The organism is Cobetia sp. PDI-23MA, from assembly GCF_059507735.1.
The window spans coordinates 1306983-1326021 of record NZ_CM183352.1 but is presented as its reverse complement, the minus strand read 5'-3'; the positions used below and the strand labels follow the sequence as shown (position 1 = coordinate 1326021).

At 63.3% G+C, this 19039-nt stretch carries 17 protein-coding genes; 5 read left to right on the top strand and 12 right to left on the bottom strand.

Going from position 1 to position 19039, the window contains the following annotated elements; translation table 11 throughout:
- Nucleotides 1–48: 48 nt before the first annotated feature.
- The 5 genes from AC5WNJ_RS05690 to AC5WNJ_RS05670 form a co-directional block, all read right to left on the bottom strand.
- Complete coding sequence (locus AC5WNJ_RS05690; RefSeq protein ID WP_176678314.1) at nt 49–321, bottom strand: DUF2160 domain-containing protein; 273 nt, start codon at nt 319–321, stop codon at nt 49–51.
- A 73-nt stretch (nt 322–394) separates the two neighbouring features.
- Complete coding sequence (locus AC5WNJ_RS05685) at nt 395–1195, bottom strand: carbohydrate ABC transporter permease (protein ID WP_043334505.1); 801 nt, start codon at nt 1193–1195, stop codon at nt 395–397.
- A gap of 11 nt (nt 1196–1206) precedes the next feature.
- Nucleotides 1207–2076, bottom strand: coding sequence for a carbohydrate ABC transporter permease (locus AC5WNJ_RS05680; protein ID WP_043334509.1), 870 nt, complete (start codon nt 2074–2076; stop codon nt 1207–1209).
- On the bottom strand, nt 2076–3314 hold the full coding sequence (locus AC5WNJ_RS05675) for an ABC transporter ATP-binding protein (protein ID WP_495930637.1): 1239 nt from the start codon (nt 3312–3314) through the stop codon (nt 2076–2078). Before AC5WNJ_RS05675 ends, AC5WNJ_RS05680 begins: the two co-directional genes overlap by 1 nt.
- Complete coding sequence (locus AC5WNJ_RS05670; RefSeq protein WP_495930636.1) at nt 3314–4468, bottom strand: ABC transporter ATP-binding protein; 1155 nt, start codon at nt 4466–4468, stop codon at nt 3314–3316. The genes AC5WNJ_RS05675 and AC5WNJ_RS05670 overlap by 1 nt, the downstream gene beginning before the upstream one ends.
- A 438-nt stretch (nt 4469–4906) precedes the next feature.
- Between AC5WNJ_RS05670 and AC5WNJ_RS05665 the strand changes: the two genes are divergently transcribed.
- Nucleotides 4907–7033 carry a sigma-54-dependent Fis family transcriptional regulator gene (locus tag AC5WNJ_RS05665; protein WP_495930635.1) on the top strand — a complete coding sequence of 709 codons (2127 nt, stop codon included), beginning with the start codon at nt 4907–4909 and terminating at the stop codon, nt 7031–7033.
- A 232-nt stretch (nt 7034–7265) separates the two neighbouring features.
- Here AC5WNJ_RS05665 and AC5WNJ_RS05660 read toward each other — a convergent pair whose 3' ends face one another.
- From AC5WNJ_RS05660 to AC5WNJ_RS05635, 6 genes are all read right to left on the bottom strand, one after another.
- Nucleotides 7266–8117 (bottom strand): ABC transporter permease, encoded by an 852-nt coding sequence (locus AC5WNJ_RS05660; RefSeq protein ID WP_495930634.1) that lies wholly within the window; start codon nt 8115–8117, stop codon nt 7266–7268.
- Nucleotides 8118–8120: 3 nt separating this feature from the next.
- Complete coding sequence (locus tag AC5WNJ_RS05655) at nt 8121–9422, bottom strand: ABC transporter permease (protein ID WP_054556762.1); 1302 nt, start codon at nt 9420–9422, stop codon at nt 8121–8123.
- Nucleotides 9423–9596: 174 nt separating this feature from the next.
- Entirely contained in the window at nt 9597–10733 is a 1137-nt protein-coding gene (locus tag AC5WNJ_RS05650; protein ID WP_495930633.1) for an extracellular solute-binding protein, read from the bottom strand.
- Between the two features lie 177 nt (nt 10734–10910).
- Complete coding sequence (locus AC5WNJ_RS05645; protein ID WP_495930632.1) at nt 10911–12059, bottom strand: ABC transporter ATP-binding protein; 1149 nt, start codon at nt 12057–12059, stop codon at nt 10911–10913.
- A 368-nt stretch (nt 12060–12427) separates the two neighbouring features.
- The gene (locus AC5WNJ_RS05640) at nt 12428–12589 is read right to left on the bottom strand and encodes a YqaE/Pmp3 family membrane protein (RefSeq protein ID WP_043334518.1); all 162 of its coding nucleotides are present in this window, start codon (nt 12587–12589) and stop codon (nt 12428–12430) included.
- A gap of 163 nt (nt 12590–12752) precedes the next feature.
- Nucleotides 12753–13031 carry a hypothetical protein gene (locus AC5WNJ_RS05635; RefSeq protein WP_495930631.1) on the bottom strand — a complete coding sequence of 93 codons (279 nt, stop codon included), beginning with the start codon at nt 13029–13031 and terminating at the stop codon, nt 12753–12755.
- A 373-nt stretch (nt 13032–13404) separates the two neighbouring features.
- On the opposite strand from AC5WNJ_RS05635, the gene AC5WNJ_RS05630 reads away from it, so the two are divergent.
- The 4 genes from AC5WNJ_RS05630 to dsdA all read left to right on the top strand — a co-directional run bounded on the left by AC5WNJ_RS05630 (nt 13405) and on the right by dsdA (nt 18372).
- Nucleotides 13405–14154: a glutathione peroxidase gene (locus AC5WNJ_RS05630; RefSeq protein WP_107335176.1), complete on the top strand. Its 750-nt coding sequence runs from the start codon at nt 13405–13407 to the stop codon at nt 14152–14154.
- Nucleotides 14155–14267: 113 nt separating this feature from the next.
- Nucleotides 14268–15752, top strand: coding sequence for a dihydrolipoyl dehydrogenase (locus tag AC5WNJ_RS05625; protein ID WP_495930630.1), 1485 nt, complete (start codon nt 14268–14270; stop codon nt 15750–15752).
- A 158-nt stretch (nt 15753–15910) separates the two neighbouring features.
- Nucleotides 15911–16330, top strand: coding sequence for a CBS domain-containing protein (locus AC5WNJ_RS05620; RefSeq protein WP_175089817.1), 420 nt, complete (start codon nt 15911–15913; stop codon nt 16328–16330).
- A gap of 614 nt (nt 16331–16944) precedes the next feature.
- Nucleotides 16945–18372 (top strand): D-serine ammonia-lyase, encoded by a 1428-nt coding sequence (dsdA, locus tag AC5WNJ_RS05615; RefSeq protein ID WP_495930629.1) that lies wholly within the window; start codon nt 16945–16947, stop codon nt 18370–18372.
- 4 nt (nt 18373–18376) lie between these two features.
- Here dsdA and AC5WNJ_RS05610 read toward each other — a convergent pair whose 3' ends face one another.
- The gene (locus AC5WNJ_RS05610) at nt 18377–18961 is read right to left on the bottom strand and encodes a YqaA family protein (RefSeq protein ID WP_153635414.1); all 585 of its coding nucleotides are present in this window, start codon (nt 18959–18961) and stop codon (nt 18377–18379) included.
- Nucleotides 18962–19039 lie beyond the last annotated feature (78 nt).

The window sequence follows — 19039 nt, the reverse complement described above, 5'->3', positions numbered from 1 at the left end:
CTCTCCTCTGCACATCTCCCCGCATGTCATCCCCACTTCATCCCCACTTCATCCCCACTTCATCAACACCAGCATCCAGACGACACACACGATGCTGATGATCCACAGCACCTGGTCGGTAAAGCCCAACCACAGCAGATGCAGCCAGCCACTGGAGAGCAGGCCGATGAACAGTCTGTCGCCCCGCGTGGTCGCGATGGGCAGAAAGCCCTGACGACTCAACGTCGGGGTCACGAACTGCCAGGCGGTCATGCCCAGCAGCAGGATGCCGATACCGGCAAAGAAGAGTGACGTGGGCAGTGTCCAGGCCATCCATTCCATCATCATGTCCTCTTGTGAGCCGCCAGCAGAGACTTGCTGACGGCAATGACAGCGGCGCTCGACCTGGTGCCGATCATACCCGGCCCAGGGCGAAGCCCTTGGCGACATGGTTGCGCACGAAGTAGATCACCAGTATGCCGGGAATCAGCGTCAGGGCACCGGCGGCGGCCAGCACGCCCCAGTCGATGCCCGAGGCCGAGACCGTTCGCGTCATGACCGCCGCTATCGGTTTCGCCTCCGTCGAGGTCAGGGTTCGCGCCAGCAACAGCTCCACCCACGAGAACATGAAGCAGAAGAAGGCGGTCACCCCGATTCCCGGGCGAATCATCGGAATGAACAGCGTCAGGAAGAAGCGCGGGAAGCTGTAGCCGTCGATATAGGCCGTCTCGTCGATCTCCTTGGGCACACCGGACATGAAGCCCTCCAGAATCCAGACCGCCAGCGGCACGTTGAACAGACAGTGCGCGAGCGCCACCGCCAGCGGGGTATCGAACAGTCCCACCGAGGAATAGAGCTGAAAAAACGGCAGCAGGAAGACCGCCGGCGGCGCCATGCGATTGGTCAAGAGCCAGAAGAACAGATGCTTGTCGCCCAGGAAGCGATAGCGCGAGAAGGCATAGGCCGCCGGCAGCGCCACCGCCAGCGAGATGAGCATGTTGAGCACCACGTAGCTCATCGAGTTGAGGTAGCCCATGTACCAGCTGGGATCGGTGAAGATCACCCGATAGTTGTCGAAGGTGAAATTCTCGGGCCACAGGGTCAGGCCGCCGAGAATCTCCTGATTCGACTTGAAGGACATGATCAGCAGCCAGTAGATCGGCACCAGCAGAAACAGCAGATAGATCGTCATTACCAGACGCTTGCGTGTGGTCATCACTCGTCTCCTCAGGCGTCGTCACTGTCCTGATGGGTCATGGCGGTATAGAACAGCCACGAGACCAGCAGGATGATGAGGAAGTAGATCAGCGAGAAGGCAGCGGCACGTCCGAGATCGAACTGGCCGATCGCCATCTGGGTCAAGGTCTGGGACAGGAAGGTGGTGGTGGTACCCGGCCCGCCACCAGTGAGCACGAAGGGCTCGGTGTAGATCATGAAGCTGTCCATGAAGCGCAACATGATGCCGATCAACAGCACGCTCTTGAGCTTGGGCAGCTGGATGTAGCGGAACACGGCCCAGGGCGAGGCACGGTCGATGCGCGCGGCCTGGTAATAGACATCGGGAATGGCACGCAGCCCCGAATAGCACAGCAGCGCCACCAGCGACGTCCAGTGCCAGACATCCATCACCAGTACCGTCACCCAGGCGTCGGCCGGATTGGAGGCGTAGTTGTAGTCGATGCCCAGCTGGCCCAGCGCCCAGCCATAGAGGCCGATGTCCTCACGACCGATGATCTGCCAGATGGTGCCGACCACATTCCAGGGAATCAGCAGCGGCAAGGCCAGCAGAATCATGCACAGCGAGACCATGAAGCCCTTGCGCGGCATCGAGAGCGCCACGGCGATCCCCAGCGGAATCTCGATGGCCAGCACCGCGAAGGAATAGACGAACTGCCGGATCAGCGAGTCGTGCAGGCGCTCGTCACGCAGGATCTCGCGATACCATTCGGTGCCGACGAAGAAGCGCGTGGAGGGATCGAAGATGTCCTGCACCGAGTAGTTGACCACCGTCATCATCGGGATGATGGCCGAGAACGCCACCACGATGACCACCGGCAGCACCAGCCACCAGGCACGATTGTTGTGTGTGCGTTGCATCAGGCATTCCCTCCCGGCTGCTCTCCACTTTCCCCTCTGACAGAGCCGCCGCTCTCCCCCCTGGCAAAGCTGTCTGCCTCGCCACTGTCGGGCGCACCAGCCTGTGACAGATCCAGCAGATGCTCATCGAGATAGAAGCGCTGCCAGCGGGCCGGCAGGCGCAGACGCACGCGGCCTTCCGGCAGCGGCGCATCTTCCTCGATACGCGCCTTGAACAGGCAGCCGCCGCCGATGTTGAGGTCCACCACCTTGTAGGTCCCCAGGTCCTGCACCAGCGTGACCTGACCACTCAGCCAATGCTCGCGGGTGTCGGGAACCACCGCCGCCGGTGAGCTGTCGCTGGCCTCGAGCTCGACAAACTCCGGCCGGATGCCCAGCTTCAGCTCGCCCTTGCGCTCCGCCAGTGTCGCCAGCAGCGCTTGTGGAAGATGCAGCAGGGGTGCGTCCTCCCCCGTGCCGAGCCGCACGCCCTGCGATTCCAGCGTGATGCTGGCCAGGTTCATGCCCGGCGAGCCGATGAAATAGCCCACGAAGGTGTGAGCGGGGTCCTCGAACAGCTCGCGCGGGGTGCCGAACTGCACGATGCGGCCCTCGTACATCACCGCGATCTTGTCGGCGAAGGTCGAGGCCTCCAGCTGATCATGGGTGACGTAGACCATGGTGATGTTGAATTGCTCATGGATCTGCTTGAGCTTGCGGCGCAGCTTCCACTTGAGGTGGGGGTCGATGACCGTCAGTGGTTCATCGAACAGGATGGCGGCCACGTCATCGCGCACCAGGCCACGGCCCATCGAGACCTTCTGCTTCTCATCGGCCGTCAGGTTGCTGGCACGTCGCGTGAGCAGGTCTTCCAGCTCCAGCACCTGGGCGATCTCACGCACCCGAGACTGCACCTTGTGCTCCGGCTGACGCTGATTGCGCAGCGGGAAGGCCAGATTGTCGAAGACCGTCATGGTGTCGTAGACCACCGGGAACTGGAACACCTGGGCGATGTTGCGCTCTTCCGGCGGCAGCCGATTGACCACGCGATCATCGAAGCGCACCTCGCCCTCGGAGGGTGCCAGCAGACCGGAGATGATGTTGAGCAGGGTGCTCTTGCCACACCCCGACGGGCCGAGCAGTGCATAGGCGCCGCCCTGCTGCCAGACATGATTCATGCGCCGGATGGCGTAATCACTGTCCGCGGTGGGCGCCGCCAGGTAGCTGTGCGCCAGATCATTGAGGTGTATTTCCGCCATCAGGCCAGCCCTCCGCCAGTCGTGGTGGGTCGCTCGGGCGAGCGGATCAGTGCCCCATCGCCACGCTGCCCCGCACCGTCACCGCCATCGGCGGCGTAGACGAACAGCTTGTGGGCGGGGGCATAGACGCGGATGGCATCATCCACGGCGAAGTCGTGGATGCCGGCCAGATGCAGGACCAGCGAGTGGTCGGCATTGCTGACATGCAGGAAGGTCTCGGAGCCGGAGATCTCGGCGATATCCACCGTGACGGCGAACTCCAGATCATCATCGGCCAGCGGTGCCAGCCCCAGATGGCTGGGGCGGATACCGAAGCGATAGGCCCCGCTCTCGATCCCCGCCAGTGGCGCGGGCAGCACGAAACGGCTGCCCTGCTCGCCGGCACTGGCCGCGCCGGAGAACGCCAGCTCACGCCCGCGCACCTCGGCCTCGAACAGATTGATCTGCGGCTCGGAATAGAGCTTCGCCGCCTCGACACTCAGCGGATGATGGTAGACGGCCTCGGTAGGCCCGGACTGCAGCACCCGCCCTTCATGCATCAGCGTGGTGGTGCCGCCGAGCGCCAGCGCCTCGCCGGGCTCGGTGGTGGCGTAGACGGCGATGGTGTTGCGGGTCGCGAACAGGCTGCGCATCTCGTGGCGCAATTCTTCGCGCAGCTTGTAGTCGAGATTGACCAGCGGTTCATCGAACAGCACCAGGTCGGCATCCTTGACCAGCGCGCGCGCCATGGCCGTGCGCTGCTGCTGGCCACCGGACAGCTCCGCCGGCTGACGCGCAAGGAACTGCTCGATATGCAGCAGCTCGGCGATCTCGTGTACGCGGCGGCGGATTTCCTCAGGCGCCATGCGCGCCAGCTTCAAAGGTGAGGCGATATTGTCGTAGACGCTCAGGCTCGGGTAGTTGATGAACTGCTGATAGACCATCGAAATGTTGCGCTCGCGCACCGGACGGCCGGTCACGTCCTCGCCGTTCATTACGATGCGTCCGTCACTGGGCACATCGAGACCCGCCATCAGGCGCATCAGCGACGTCTTTCCGGACAGGGTGCGTCCCAGCAGCACATTGAAGGAGCCGGGCTCGAAGGTCAGATCCACCCTGTCGATATGGGTCTCGCGGCCAACCCGGCGGGTGACCGCCTCAAGGCTCAAGGACATGGCGCTGTCTCGTCTGGTGAAAGTCATCGGGGCAAGGACACGGCCAACCACTGCCGAGTGTTCACGCCCACCTGGTGACCCTCCTCAAGCGAACCCTATGCCAGCCGCGCGCAGACACCTGCCCACAGACACCCTCCATCGACCACCGGAGGTCGCCAGATTCCTCTCTTTTGTCGATCATTCAGTGACTTGCCAGATGCGACCAAGGCAGGGGCAGACCATGGTCTAGCCCGTCATCCGCCGCGTCTGCCGCTACTCTGGTGAACAGTGTCTGAACACTGGAGTCCTCGGAACTGAACACTCACCACGCGCAAGTGAACATTGCCGTGAACACTCCCCCAGATCGATAAAAGCACCGAAAACAGCATCGATCACAGCACCGGTCAAAGCACCAATAACAACAGAGGCCTGAAAGGCCCGCCGCACAAGGGACGTCGCATGCCACTACCCCACGCCGCCAAGCATTCAGCGCGCCACGCTGCCCACAATTCGGCCAAGCATCCAGCCCGCCACGCGGAGGATCAGGCGCTCGATCCAGGCGCCGCCTGCGCAACGCCTGCGGCGGCTCTGCCCTCTGATCTTCCCTCTTCTCCCTCTTCTTTCCCCTCGGCGCTGCCGGCCTCAACCCTCAGGTGCCCGCCGGAGGAGCTCGTCTGGCGTCAGCGTCAGGCCGCCAGCCTGATGGCGACGGTGGCGTCAGCGGTAGCCGGCCATACCCTCAACCTGCTCGATCACTGGCAGGCGTGTCTGGTGTTGACCGACCGCGACGGCGTGGTGCTGGCAAGCTACGGCCATCAACAGCTGCTGGGCCATGATGCCGCCCTGTTGCACCCCGGCGCGCGCTGGCGTGAGGAGTCATTGGGCCACAACGCCATCGCCGAGACCCTGAATGCACCGCGCGCCAATCGTCTGGCGCGCATCGCCCTCGAGGCGCATGACGCCGAATGTCTCAAGGGGCTGGCCAGCGCCAGTGCCGCTCTGCTGGCACCCGCCAGCTGGAGTGCCAGTCGCGGCCTGACGCCCGGCGCCTGCGAGGGGTGCCTGGGACTGATCTGCGATCCCTACCGTGTGCGCCAATACAGCCTTGGCATGCTCGGCGTACTGGCGGATGACATCGAGCAACGCCGTCTGGGCGAGGCGCACGGGCACGACCATCACCTGTTGCGCCTGCATCTCAACCGCTCGCAGCTGGATTCACCCAGCGCGGCCCTGCTGGCCGTCACGCCGCAAGGCCAGGTCGCGGCTGCCAGTCGCCGGGGGCTGCAGTTGCTGGCGTCTCATCTTGAGCTTCCGTCAGCCCCTGACAGCGCACCCCATGAAGCGGACAGCGATAGCTGCGCCACTCGCGACGACATCCACCTGCTGCTGGGCCAGCCGCTGGCACGCTGGCAGCTGGACTGGGCACCGCTGGCCATGCTCGCCGATGCGCAGTGTCTGACGCTCACCCAGCACCCACGCTTCACTGGCTACACCCTGCGCGCAGTCCTGCCCAGGCCACGGGTCGTGGCCCGCGCACCGGCTGAGCCCCCGGAAAGCCAGACACCGGCCGAGACCACCACTCGCGAGGCAGCGTGCCACCCGAGCCTTGCGCGCCTGCATCATGGCGATGCCGGCTGGGCCAGGGTCTGCGAGCTGCTGACGCGGCTGGTGAACGCCCGCCTGCCACTGCTGCTGCAGGGCGAGACCGGCGTCGGCAAGGAGGAAGTGGTCAAGGCGCTGCATCAGGCCAGTCATCGCGCCCATCAGCCGCTGGTCGCCATCAACTGCGCCGCCTTGCCTGATGAGCTGGTCGAGGCCGAGCTGTTCGGCTATCGGCGCGGCGCCTTTACCGGTGCCGACCCCGCCGGACGCGAAGGCCGCCTGCTCGAGGCCAATGGCGGGCGCCTGTTCCTGGATGAGATCGGCGACATGCCACTGCATGTACAGGCGCGCCTGCTGCGCGTGCTGCAGGAGCGTGAAGTCACCCCACTGGGCGGCGGCAAGCCGCAGCGGGTCGATTTCGAACTGGTCGCCGCCACCCATCAGCCCCTCAGTGAGCTGGTCAAGGCCGGGCGCTTCCGAGCGGATCTCTACTATCGCCTGTGTGGCGCCACCATCGCCCTGCCGCCGCTGAGGGAGCGTCACGACATCGCCGGCCTGAGTCGTGCCCTGCTGACACGGCTGTGCCGGGAGCAGCAACGTGAGCTGCCGCCCATCACGCCCGCCTTCCTCGATCGCCTCACCCGGCATGACTGGCCCGGCAACGTGCGCGAGCTGGACAACGTGCTGCGCCTGGCACTGGCACTGTGCGACGGGCCGACCCTGGAGCCGTGCCATGTGATGCTGGCGGGCGACTGTCTCGCATCACAGGGCGACTGCCTCGCGGTAGAAGGCGACTGTCCCGCAGCAGAGGGCGAGATTGCTCACCAGTCCTCTCAACCGAGCCGCCTGTCCTCGCTGCCGAATCTTTCCAGTGCCGAGGAGCTGCAGAGCGCGCTGGACGCGCTGGGCGGCAACGTCTCGCGTCTCGCGCGGGAGCTGGGCATCAGTCGCACCACGCTCTACAAGCGACTCGGCGCGGCCTGACGAAGCAGGCTTTTTCTCAAGCCCTGTCCTCCAAGCACTATCTCCAAGATCTATCTCCAAAACCTATCTCCAAAACCTATCTCCAAAACCTATCTCCAAGCCCGACCCTGAAACGCCCGCGCCCCCGCAGACAGACTCTGCGGGGGCACAGGCGTTTCTTGCGACTCCTGTTTCTCACCGCTATCGAGCGCCCAGCACTCAAGAGCAGAGAGCAGAGGGCAGAGGACAAAGATCAGCTCGGCGTCAGGCCGCGCAGACGTTCATTGCGACGGCGAATCAGCTCCAGTGTCGCCAGCAGAAGGATCGAGACCAGCACCAGCAGCGTGGCCACCGCCAGAATCGTCGGGCTGATCTCCTCGCGGATACCGGACCACATCTGGATCGGGATGGTGGTCTGCGCCGGCCCGGCGATGAACAGCACCACCACCACCTCATCGAACGAGGTGATGAAGGCGAACAGCGCACCGGACACCACTCCCGGCGTCACCAGCGGCAGGATGATGCGGAAGAAGGTGCGGCTCGGACTGGCCCCCAGCGAGTGTGCCGCACGTGTCAGCGAGTGATCGAAGCCGGACAGTGTCGCCGTCACCGTGATCACCACGAAGGGAATGCCCAGCGCCGTGTGCGCCAGGATCACGCCCAGATAGGTCTGGGTCAGCCCCAGTTTCGAGAAGAAGAAGAACATCGCCGCGGCGCTGATGATCAGCGGCACGATCATCGGCGAGATCAGGATCGCCATGATGGTATTGCGAAACGGCATGAAGCGGCTGGAAAGCCCCAGTGCGGCAAGCGTGCCCAGTACCGTGGCCAGCACCGTCGCGCACACCGCCACGATGATGCTGTTCTTGATCGAGCGCATCCACTCATCCGAGGTGAAGAACTCCTGATACCAGCGCAGCGAGTAACCATCGGGGTCCAGCGACAGCATCTTCTCCGAGAAGGTGAAGTAGGGTTCGGCATTGAACGAGAGCGGAATGATCACCAGGATCGGCCCGATCAGGAACAGGAAGATCAGCGCGCAGAGCACGCAGAACACCCAATGCCAGATCCGCTCACCACGAGTTGCATAGGAAGGTATGGCCATCTGTCACCCCAGTTTGACCTTGTCCACACCGATCAGGCGGTTGTAGACGAGATAGAAGAGGATCACCACGACCAGCAGAATCGAGCCAATGGCCGCTGCCAGCCCCCAGTTGAGCGAGGTCTGCATGTGATAGGCGATGAAATTGGTGATGAAGCGGCCCGACTGCCCGCCCACCAGTGCCGGCGTGATGTAGTAGCCGATGGAGAGGATGAAGACCAGAATCGATCCCGCCCCGATGCCCGGCAGGGTCTGCGGAAAGTAGACGCGCCGGAAGGCGGTGATCGGCCCGGCGCCCAGCGAGCGCGCCGCATGCATGTAGCTGGGCGGGATGGTCTTCATCACCGAGTACAGCGGCAGGATCATGAACGGCAGCAGGATGTGGGTCATCGCGATGATGGTGCCGGTCTTGTTGTAGATCATCTGGATACGCGCCTCCTCGGCGAGTATCCCGACGCCCACCAGCATGTCATTGAGCACCCCCTGCTGCTGCAGGATCGCGATCCAGGTGGTGGTTCGCACCAGCAGCGAGGTCCAGAACGGCAGCAACACCAGGATCATCAGCAGATTGCCGCGACTGGCCGGCAGGGTCGCCAGCAGCCAGGCCACCGGATAGGCCAGCAACAGACATAGCCCGGTGATCGCGGCGCTCATCCAGAAGGTGCGGATGAACAGCGAGACGTGGATCTGCAGATACTCCGGTTTCTCGACGATCTCCCCTGTCGGTGAGAACTGGCGATCCACCGCCGCCAGATAGTAGGAAGCGGTGAGAGGCGACGATTCGCGCTTGATCAGACGCCAGATATCCGGGTCCTCCCAATCCTCATCGGCCTTGATCAGCGCGGCCTTGTAGGGGGCCTCCATGCGACCGGCACGGCGGGCGCTCTTCATGAACAGCGACCGCATGCCGGACTTTTCGTAGTTGAGACGCGAGGCGACGCGGCCGAGATTGCGCGCCTTGAGTCCCGCGGCCAGATCCTGCGCCAGGGCGGCGTAGGCGGCTTCTTCCGGCAGCCCTTCGCCGTCCCAGTCGACCAGCACCTCGCTGGTGCGCGGCAGATAGGTGGAGACTTCCGGGTTGTCGACACTGCGTGACAGCATGTCGAAGATGGGCATGACGAATGCCAGCCCGATGAAGACCAGCAACGGCGCCACCAGCAGCAACGCCTTGATGCGGCTGCGACGGATGGCGCGATTGAGGCTCTGTTTCAGCGGTACGCCATCGGCGGTGGTCAGCGCCGCGCCGGGGGCACCATTGGGGTCATGTGCTGCGCTTCCGGACGTGGCCGGGGCGGAGGAATCGCTCATCCTGCACTCCTTGATCGGCTATCCGAGGATGCCTGGGCCGCCAGCCGGCTTCCGCGTGACAGTGACGGAAGCCAAGCTGGCGGAATCGAGCATGGCCGAGGGGCCATCAGGCATGATCAAAAAGGCCCCGGCGCGCGGGTGTGCGCCACCGGGGCCAGCGGGTCAGAGCAGGGATCAGCGTGCCAGCCAGGCGTTGAAGCGCTGGCTCAGCTCATCGAGGTTGTCGGCCCAGAATTCGTCATCCTTGGGGATGGCGGTCGCGAAGTTGGGGCCATAGGTCGGCATGTGCGGCTTCATGTCGATGCCGGTGTCCGCATGGGTCGAGACCAGTGCCGCGGAGGAGGTACGCGCCGGCCCGTAGGAGATGTACTTGGCCTGATCCGCCAGACGCTGGGTATCGGTGGCGAACATCAGGTAATCCTTGACCTTGTCGAGCTTGCCGGTCGGCACCACCCAGCCATCCAGCTCGAAGACCTGGGCATCCCAGACGATGGAGAATGGCTGCTTCTCGTTGACCTCGGCATCGAAGATGCGGCCGTTGTAGGCCGAGGCGAAAGCCACTTCCTTGTCCGCCAGCAGCTGCGGCGGCTGTGCGCCCTCTTCCCACCAGATCACGCTGTCCTTGATGGTATCGAGCTTGGCGAAGGCACGTTCGATGCCTTCCTCGGAATCCAGCATCTCGTAGACATCTTCCGGGGCCACGCCATCGGCCACCAGCGCCCACTCCATGTTGTTGATCGGCTTCTTCTGCAGCGCACGCTTGCCGGGGAATTCCTCGAGATTGAAGACGTCATCGATGGAATCCGGCTGCTTGTCCTCGGGGAACATCTCGGTATTGAAGGCCACGATGTTGGAGTAGACGATCTGCGGCACGAAGCACTCGCTGAGCGAGTTCTCGATGAAGTCCTCGCTGGCCGGCGTGCCATCCGGCGCTGCCGCGAACAGGGTGTCCGGGTCCAGCGGCTCGATCAGGCCTTCCGAACAGGCGATCAAGGCATCACTGGGCAGCATGTCGACCAGGTCCCAGGTGACGTTGCCGGCCTGGACCTGAGCGCGCAGACCGGAAAGCGCATTGGATGACTTATCGATATTGACGACGGTGTCGCCGCTCTTCTCTTCCCAGGGCTCGTGATAGGCCTTGTTCTGGCTGTCGGTATAGGCGCCGCCCCATGAAACGATATTGAGCGTCTCGGCCTGGGCCGCACCGGCGCTCATGCCGGCCGCTGCCACGGCAATCGCCAGCAGACTGCGCAGCGGCATGCCCGGGCGCGAGGTAGTGAATGATGCGGTGAACTGATTGATGACTGACATGGATGAATCTCCCTGATTTCTTGTTGTTGTGCTGCACTCTTGTCGCGAAACCTGCTCTTGCTTTGCTGAGGAAGCGTGCTTCACCTTCCTTGCTGTCTTGTCTTTACTCGCCTGTCCTTTTCTCGCCTGTGCTTTTCTAGTCTGTCCTTAACTGGCCTGTTCTGACCTTTGCTGGCCTCAGGCATCCAGCGCCCGGCAATCGCAGGCGTCCCATCCCACCTGCAGGGTCTGCCCGGGTCGCAATGGCGGATAGCCCTCGGCGTTGGGTGTCTTGATGATGAATTCGTCACTGCCACATACCGCCACGCGCGTGCGCAGATGATCGCCAAGATAGATCACCTCGAGCACCTCGGCGGAGAAGACATTGTCGGGAGGGCTTTGCGTGCCCGCGGCGCCTGGCTCTTCCGCCGACAGCAGACGCACCCGCTCCGGGCGCAGTGACAGCTGGGTGCGCTCGCCGACCTCATTGACGGCTACCTTGAGCGCCCGTACCTGCTCGCCGCTGTCGAGGGTCACCGTGCAATGCGCGCTCTGGGTGTCGAGCTGCGATACCTGGCCGTTGAGGCGATTGTTCTCGCCGATGAAGTAGGCGACGAAGGCATTCTCAGGCGCTTCATACAGCGCCTCGGGGGTCGCCAGCTGCTGGACGATGCCGTCATTGAAGACCGCGATGCGGTCCGACATGGTCAGCGCTTCCGTCTGATCGTGGGTCACGTAGAGCAAGGTGACGCCGAGGCGCTGGTGGATGCGCTTGATCTCGAACTGCATCTCCTCGCGCAGGTTCTTGTCCAGTGCCCCCAGCGGCTCATCCATCAGCACCAGCTCCGGCTCGAAGACCAGCGCACGTGCCAGGGCGACCCGCTGCTGCTGACCACCGGAGAGCTGCCCCGGGCGGCGATCGCCGAATTCGCCGAGTCGCACCATATCCAGCGCGTTGGCTACCTTGGTCGAGATTTCCTCCTTGCTCATGCCGCGCACTTCCAGCGGGAAGGCCAGGTTCTCGGCCACGCTCATGTGCGGAAACAGCGCATAGTTCTGGAAGACCATGCCGATACCGCGCTTGTGCGGTGGCAAGTCATTGATGGGGGTACCGTCGAGGAGGATGTCGCCGTGGGTCGGCGTTTCGAAGCCTGCCATCATCATCAGGCAGGTGGTCTTGCCGGAACCGGACGGCCCCAGCAGGGTGACGAATTCGCCGCGCTGGACTTCAAGATTGAAGCCCTTGACCACCAGCGTTTCGCCGTCATAGCTCTTTTGTACATCATTGAAGATCGCGAAGCAGGAGCTGGTCTCCTGCGGCGCGTCGGGCTCAGCAGTCGTGACCATGCGGGGTATCCATACGTGTTGTTGTTATCGTGGAGCATGTGATCGAACAGGCTTCACTGGCCCTGATCGCTGCCCTCAGTCCCATTTGACCCTACGGTGACAGTCGAGAGGCGACAAGCGCCGCGCTCGCTGAAAAGCGTTGAAATCAGGCTATGCGAAAGCCTACATGTTGAACTACCGTAGCCAGCCATTCGCCAAGGGTCCTCGACAGGCCCCGCCGCTGATTCACCGACGCCACATGGCGTCTCCCCGGTGAGCGCCCACTGAAAAGCCCCCGCTGCACACAAGGCAGCGGGGGCTTTGGGTCTTTCAACTCTGGGTTGCCCGAGATGGGCAGCCATATCAGAGCATCGGAAGCTCAGCGGCGGTCAGAATTTGGTAATGACCCATACCGCGTGGATGATCCCCGGCAGGAAACCGAAGCAGGTCAGGATGATGTTGATCCAGAAATGCTTGTTGGCGACACCCACCTGCATGAGAACGCCCAGCGGCGGCAGGATGATGGCCAGAATGATGCGAATGATATCCATGAGTTGCTCCTTGCGATTGTGACAACCGTGACTCCACGGAGGTCATGAATGTTCGATGCTCGTTTTGATCAGCGTCCTTCTTGATCACTGTCCTTCTTGATCACTGTCCTTCTTGATCACTGTCTTCTATAACAGCTCCCGTCTTGAAGACTGACGGCCTTGATCATTGTTTGTCTTTATCAGCGTCGGCCTTGTCGACGTCATCGTCGTGCGCAGAGGCGGATCCGCCGGCGCGGGCCTGACGATCGATCTTCTGGGACAGCTTCTCGGAGTCCGCCGCGAGCTGCTCGTGGTAGCGCTCCCAGTCTTCCCAGTCATGCGGCGTCCCCGTGCGTGGCCGATGGCTGCCGGACTCACGTGCACGTGCCCAGGCATGTTCTTCCAGACTCTGAGGCTTGTCCTCCTCCTTGCCCTTGTCGCCGTCCAGGCCGTGCTTCGCCATGTACTCTCGTGCGTTCATCTATTGCCTCGCTTGCCAGACTCGACGCCTGACGATGCTGTGATCTACCCACCACCTATGGCTGACAGGGGCAAATATCAAGACTGTATAACTATTTCCGCCAAAAAACCGCTTGCCGGCCAGCACGTTCCTGCCGAGAACAAGGCCATGCGCCAGCCCACGCCTGACTGTCAGCACCATCATCAAGAAAAGCTATCGCCTCGCTTGATGCAATCAAATTCACCCGCGAGAGGCTTGCCCCTAGACTGGCTCCAGTTCGCAAGGCACTGATTTCTCATGCACTCGACAGCGTCATCGAGCCTCGGTCGCCTGCCATCCCTTTTAGATACGTCTCATCGAGACCGGAGCCAATGTCATGCAACTCGAATCACACGAAGGCCAGCAGGTCCCGAACGTCAGCTTCAAGATCCGTCGCGACGGCCGCCTGGTCGAGCGCACCAGCGAGGAGATCTTCTCGGGCCGCAACGTGGTGGTCTTCGCCCTGCCGGGGGCCTTCACCCCGACCTGTTCCTCCACTCACCTGCCGCGCTACAACGAGCTGGCCGATCGCTTCTATGCTGTCGGCGTCGACGAGATCGTCTGCCTGTCCGTCAATGACGCCTTCGTCATGGAATCCTGGGGCGAGCATCAGGAAGCCGAGAACCTGAGCCTGATCGCCGATGGCAACGGCGACTTCGCTGCCGGCATGGGCATGCTGGTCGACAAGAGCGACATCGGTTTCGGCAAGCGCAGCTGGCGCTATTCCATGCTGGTACGCAACGGCGTGGTCGAGAAGCAGTTCATCGAGCCGCAGAAGCCGGGCGACCCCTTTGAAGTCTCCGACGCCGATACCATGCTCGACTATCTGGACCCCGACGCCGGTCGTCCCAGTTTCGCTACCCTGTTCAGCAAGCCGGGCTGTCCGTACTGCGCACGTGCGAAGCAGATGCTCGACGAAGCGCGCATCAGCTACGAAGTCATCGAAGTCGGCACCCGCGGCGTGACCTCACGCACCCTGCGCGCCATGACCGGCCAGGCCACCGTGCCGCAGGTCTGGATCGACGGTGAGCATGTCGGCGGCAGCGATGAAGTCGCCCGCTACTTCGGCAGCCTGACCAGCGCTTGAACGCATCACGCTGACAGGCCCCGATAACTTTCTCTTTTCATCACGCGCGGGCCACGCCCGCGCCTGAGCCCCCATTGTCAGGTGCGCCACTGGCGCGCCTTGAGGAGTACGACGTGAACGAACGCCAGGTTGAAGTCGCCATCATCGGTGCAGGCAGTGCCGGACTGGGTGCCTATCGCGCCGCCAAGGCACACACCGATTCCGTGGTCATGATCGAAGGTGGCCCCTACGGCACCACCTGTGCCCGTGTCGGCTGCATGCCGTCCAAGCTTTTGATCAGTGCGGCAGAAGCCGCGCATCACGCCCGTGATACCGCACCGTTCGGCATCAATGTCGAAGGCGAGGTCAAGGTGGATGGCCGCGCCGTGATGGACCGCGTCAAGCGTGAGCGCGACCGCTTCGTCGGTTTCGTGGTCGAGTCCGTGGAAGGCATTCCCTCCCACGACAAGCTGCGCGGCAATGCGCGCTTCGAGTCCGCCAACAGCCTGATCATCGGCGACAACGAGACCCGCGTCACCTTCGAGCGTGTCGTGATCGCCACCGGCTCACGCCCCAGCTATCCGGGCTTCTTCGAGAATGCCGGAGACCGCCTGATCATCAACGACAGCGTCTTCGACTGGGACGACCTGCCGGAATCCGTCGCCGTCTTCGGCCCGGGCGTCATCGGGTTGGAACTGGGCCAGGCGCTCACGCGCCTCGGCGTGCGCATTCGCATGTTCGGTGTCGGCGGCGCCATCGGCCCGCTGCGTGACGAGAAGCTGCGTGCCAATGCCGATCGCGTCTTCAACGAGGAGTTCTATCTCGACCCGGACGCCAAGGTCGAGAAGATCGAACGCGTCGAGGACGAGAACGGTGCCGGTGTCGAGATCACCTTCATCGAGCGCGGCAGCGAAGCGCGCCTCACCGAGCGCTTCGACTACCTGCTCGCGGCCACCGGCCGTCGCCCGAACGTCGACCGCCTCAATATTGAGGCGTTGGGCCTGAAGCTGGACGAGCGCGGCGTGCCGATCTTCAATCGTCACACCCTGCAGACTCGTCTGAGCGACGACACGCCGAGCCATGTCTTCATCGCCGGCGACGCCAACAACGACCTGCCGCTGCTGCACGAAGCCTCCGATGAGGGGCGTATCGCCGGTGACAACGCCGGTCGCTTCCCCGACGTACGTGCCGGGCAGCGCAAGAGCACCATCGCTGTCGTGTTCAGTGATCCGCAGATGGCCACCATCGGCCTCTCGACCGCCGAGATCGAACAGCGCTACGGTGCCTGCGACTGCTACGCGGTGGGCGAAGTCGACTTCACCGGCCAGGGTCGCTCCCGCGTGATGCGCATGAACAAGGGCATGCTGCGTGTCTATGGCGAGCAAGGCACCGGCCTGCTGCTGGGCGCCGAGATCTTCGGCCCGCGTGCCGAGCACCTCGCCCACCTGCTGGCATGGTCCCATCAGCAACGCATGACCATCGAGCAGATGCTGGAAATGCCCTTCTATCACCCGGTGATCGAGGAAGGCCTGCGCACCGCGCTGCGTGACCTCAACGCCAACCTGCAGCTGGGCCCGGCCATCGTCGAGCGCTGCATGGAATGCGGTCCGGGTGACTGATACCCCCTCAAGGCAACGAGACGCGCAGCTCACGCAGTGATGCCCTATGCTCTGAACAGAGGTTGAATGTCGCCGGCAGTCACGAGAGTGGCTGCCGGCATTCATCGCACGGCTCCCTCACCGGAGAGTCGAAGAGCAGTGACGCAGGAGATCTGCCCATGAAAGCCACCCAGCTCAAGGTGCCCTCGACCATCCGCGACATCATGTCCCGCGACTGTTATCGCGTGAAGGCACGCACCAGCATTCTCGAACTCGCTCAGGGCCTGACCCACCACCGTCTGCCCGGTGTGCCGGTCGTGGATGATCTGGACCGTCTGATCGGCTTCATCTCCGAGCAGGACATCCTCGGCAAGCTGCTCGACAGTGCCTATCACTGCGGCCAACATGCCCAGGTCGGCGATCTGATGCGTCACGAAGTCCTGAGCGTCGGCCCGAACGACAGCATCACGGATCTGGCGCAGCACATGAATGGGCAGCGTCCCAAGGTCTATCCGGTGGTCGAGCAGGGCCGCTTGATCGGCATGGTCACCCGCCGCGATGTCCTGAGTGCACTGCTGGTGATGCAGAACGGCTGTTGAGACAGTTCATCCATCAAGAAACTGCCTGGAGCCAGACCTAACGCACAGAGCCCCCAGCGGTCATCACCGCTGGGGGCTCTGTGCGCGATGGCTGAGAAAACCGAGTGCATCGAGAGCGCCTTCAGCATGCTTGCACCAGCAGGCCAACGCCTCGAAGATTACCCAATGGCTAATCACTCTCTGCCGCCAGCCTGACGCCCACCAATTTACGCGCCGCAACCCGGGGCGGCGACAGTCGCCGGAAAGCCCTGTGCCGCGCCCTGCCACCAAGGCTTCTGGTCATGGTGAAAGTCGCTGAAAGTCCGGGAGAATCCGAAAGCCCCAGCGAAAACCGGCAAAAGCCCACATATTTCAAGCATAAAAAAATCCGCCAGGAAAACCGTGGCGGACCAAAGAACAGTTAAGGCCAGACATAACATCGCGATAACATCATGTCCTTGCTTACTATGACTGCACCTTTTGCATTTCTATCCCGACGGTTGCCAAAAAATCCGGTCTTTTTTGTCACTGTCCTTTACGGAATGTGAAAGCTGCGCTACGTGCGTTGCCAGTGGAAGACGCGCTAACCTGTGACCTGACCTGATCGCAGGATCGAACCGCCACAAGGACACCGCATGTCTGCCACGCCCCATGACCTCCACACCCTGGCGCTGCGTCACCCGGAAATCACCAGCCTGATGGCCGGCCGCGAAATCGGCTGGCTCAACCCTGAACGCGTCGCGACCGCCAAGGCGCTCGCCTCACCTGCGCTGCAGACAAGTGGCGTAGAAGCCCACGACATCGAGGATGCCGACGCACGCCTGATGCGTTTCGCTCCCTGGATTGCCGAAGCCTTCCCCGAGACCGCCGCCGCGTCAGGGCGCATCGAATCACCGCTGGTGGCAGCGCACGGCTTGCAGCAGGGGCTGAGCGGCATAGCCTCGACTGCATCTCCCCTCAGCGCAGCCGAATCCTCGCTGCCCGGACGCCTGATGATCAAATGCGACAACGCCCTGCCCATCTCGGGTTCCATCAAGGCGCGCGGCGGCATCCATGAGGTGCTCAAGCATGCCGAGCGTCTCGCCATTGACGCAGGGCTGCTGCGTCAGGACGACGACTACCGCGCTTTCCAGCGGGATGAGATACGCGAGTTGCTGGCCGGTCACCAGGTCGTGGTGGGCTCTACCGGCAATCTGGGGCTCAGCATCGGCATCATGAGCGCGCGGCTCGGCTTTCGCGTCACCGTGCACATGTCGGCGGATGCCAAGCAGTGGAAGAAGGACCTGCTGCGCGCGCGGGGCGCGGAGGTCGTGGAACACAGCGGAGATTATGGCAAGGCCGTCGCCGCTGGGCGCCAGGAAGCGCAGCAGCACAACGCCCACTTCATCGATGACGAAAGCTCGCGGGACCTGTTCGTGGGTTATGCCACGGCGGCCAGCCGCCTCGCGGAACAGCTCTCGGCGCAGGGCATCCCGGTGGATGCTCGCCATCCGCTCTGCGTCTATCTTCCCTGCGGCGTCGGCGGTGGGCCGGGTGGCGTGGCCTGGGGCCTCAAGCTGGTCTTCGGTGACGCCGTGCACTGCTTCTTCGCCGAGCCGGTCAACTCCCCCTGCATGCTGCTGGGCATGTTGACCGGCGAACATGACGGCATCGCGGTCGAGGATATCGGGCTGTACAATCGCACCTGCGCCGATGGCCTGGCGGTGGGTCGCGCCTCGGCCTTCGTCGGGCGTGTTATGGCCCCCTTGCTCAGCGGCATCCATACCGTGCGTGATGAGCATCTGCTCGAACTGCTCGCGCTGGCATATGACAGCGAAGGGCTCAAGCTCGAACCCTCCGCGCTGGCCGGCGTGCCCGGTATTCACCACGTACTGCGCAATGACGCGCCCGAGTGGCAAGCCTGGCGAACGGCTGTCGGCCTGGATGACCGGGAGGTCCAGGCCAATACCACCCATGTCGTCTGGGCTACCGGCGGCAGCATGGTGCCCGAGGCGGTCTGGCAGGCCGACTATCAGCGCGGCAAGGCGTTGCTCTCCCAGGCCAGCGCAAGCCGGCGAGAGTGAGCGATCAAGCGATGAAGGCCTGCCACAGCCAGACGCCGGTCAGCGCCAGCCCGATCACTCCAAGCGGACGCGAGTAGCGCTGCCAGAGCGCCAGCGCCTGATCCTCGACCAGTGCCACCAGGGCCGCCAGTCCGAAATAGCGCACCCCGCGCCCGATCAACGCCGCCAGCAGGAACAACGCGACCGGATAGCCGCTGGCACCGGCGACCAGCATGGCGCTCTGGAAGGGAATCGGCACGATGCCGATCAGCATGATGGCAAGGAAGCCCTGCTCGCTGAAGCGCTGCTGGAAGGATTCGAAGGCCTGCTGCCCGCCGAAGAAGCCGATCAGCCCATCGCCCCACGCCGCCAGCGCGTAGGCTCCCAGATAGAAGCCCAGCAACGCCGCGGTCAGGTTGCCGGCGAGTGCCACCGCGGCCACGCGCCAGCGGCGCTCGGGGTGGCGCAGCATCCACGGGATCAGAACGACCTCGATGGGAATCGGGATCAGCAGGGTTTCCAGCATCGAGGCGATGAACAGCCACAGCATGGCGTGGCGGGAGTGATTTAGGCGGTCGAGCCAATCACTCGCGGAAGAGAGTTTCCACATGAAGGCAGCACGTTGTCCTGGGCGATGAGCTGACCACTTTGCCTTGAGTCCGCCCCGCTTGCCAGCCTGCTTGTCCGC

What these genes read in the sequence shown, in the direction of transcription:
- AC5WNJ_RS05670 (WP_495930636.1), bottom strand. Translation starts at nt 4,468, where the DNA reads ATGTCCTTGAGCCTTGAGGCGGTCACCCGCCGGGTTGGCCGCGAGACC.
- AC5WNJ_RS05665 (WP_495930635.1), top strand. Translation starts at nt 4,907, where the DNA reads ATGCCACTACCCCACGCCGCCAAGCATTCAGCGCGCCACGCTGCCCAC.
- AC5WNJ_RS05645 (WP_495930632.1), bottom strand. Translation starts at nt 12,059, where the DNA reads ATGGTCACGACTGCTGAGCCCGACGCGCCGCAGGAGACCAGCTCCTGC.
- AC5WNJ_RS05680 (WP_043334509.1), bottom strand. Translation starts at nt 2,076, where the DNA reads ATGCAACGCACACACAACAATCGTGCCTGGTGGCTGGTGCTGCCGGTG.
- AC5WNJ_RS05630 (WP_107335176.1), top strand. Translation starts at nt 13,405, where the DNA reads ATGCAACTCGAATCACACGAAGGCCAGCAGGTCCCGAACGTCAGCTTC.
- AC5WNJ_RS05660 (WP_495930634.1), bottom strand. Translation starts at nt 8,117, where the DNA reads ATGGCCATACCTTCCTATGCAACTCGTGGTGAGCGGATCTGGCATTGG.
- AC5WNJ_RS05635 (WP_495930631.1), bottom strand. Translation starts at nt 13,031, where the DNA reads ATGGCGAAGCACGGCCTGGACGGCGACAAGGGCAAGGAGGAGGACAAG.
- AC5WNJ_RS05675 (WP_495930637.1), bottom strand. Translation starts at nt 3,314, where the DNA reads ATGGCGGAAATACACCTCAATGATCTGGCGCACAGCTACCTGGCGGCG.
- AC5WNJ_RS05655 (WP_054556762.1), bottom strand. Translation starts at nt 9,422, where the DNA reads ATGAGCGATTCCTCCGCCCCGGCCACGTCCGGAAGCGCAGCACATGAC.
- AC5WNJ_RS05640 (WP_043334518.1), bottom strand. Translation starts at nt 12,589, where the DNA reads ATGGATATCATTCGCATCATTCTGGCCATCATCCTGCCGCCGCTGGGC.
- AC5WNJ_RS05610 (WP_153635414.1), bottom strand. Translation starts at nt 18,961, where the DNA reads ATGTGGAAACTCTCTTCCGCGAGTGATTGGCTCGACCGCCTAAATCAC.
- AC5WNJ_RS05620 (WP_175089817.1), top strand. Translation starts at nt 15,911, where the DNA reads ATGAAAGCCACCCAGCTCAAGGTGCCCTCGACCATCCGCGACATCATG.
- AC5WNJ_RS05690 (WP_176678314.1), bottom strand. Translation starts at nt 321, where the DNA reads ATGGAATGGATGGCCTGGACACTGCCCACGTCACTCTTCTTTGCCGGT.
- dsdA (WP_495930629.1), top strand. Translation starts at nt 16,945, where the DNA reads ATGTCTGCCACGCCCCATGACCTCCACACCCTGGCGCTGCGTCACCCG.
- AC5WNJ_RS05685 (WP_043334505.1), bottom strand. Translation starts at nt 1,195, where the DNA reads ATGACCACACGCAAGCGTCTGGTAATGACGATCTATCTGCTGTTTCTG.
- AC5WNJ_RS05650 (WP_495930633.1), bottom strand. Translation starts at nt 10,733, where the DNA reads ATGTCAGTCATCAATCAGTTCACCGCATCATTCACTACCTCGCGCCCG.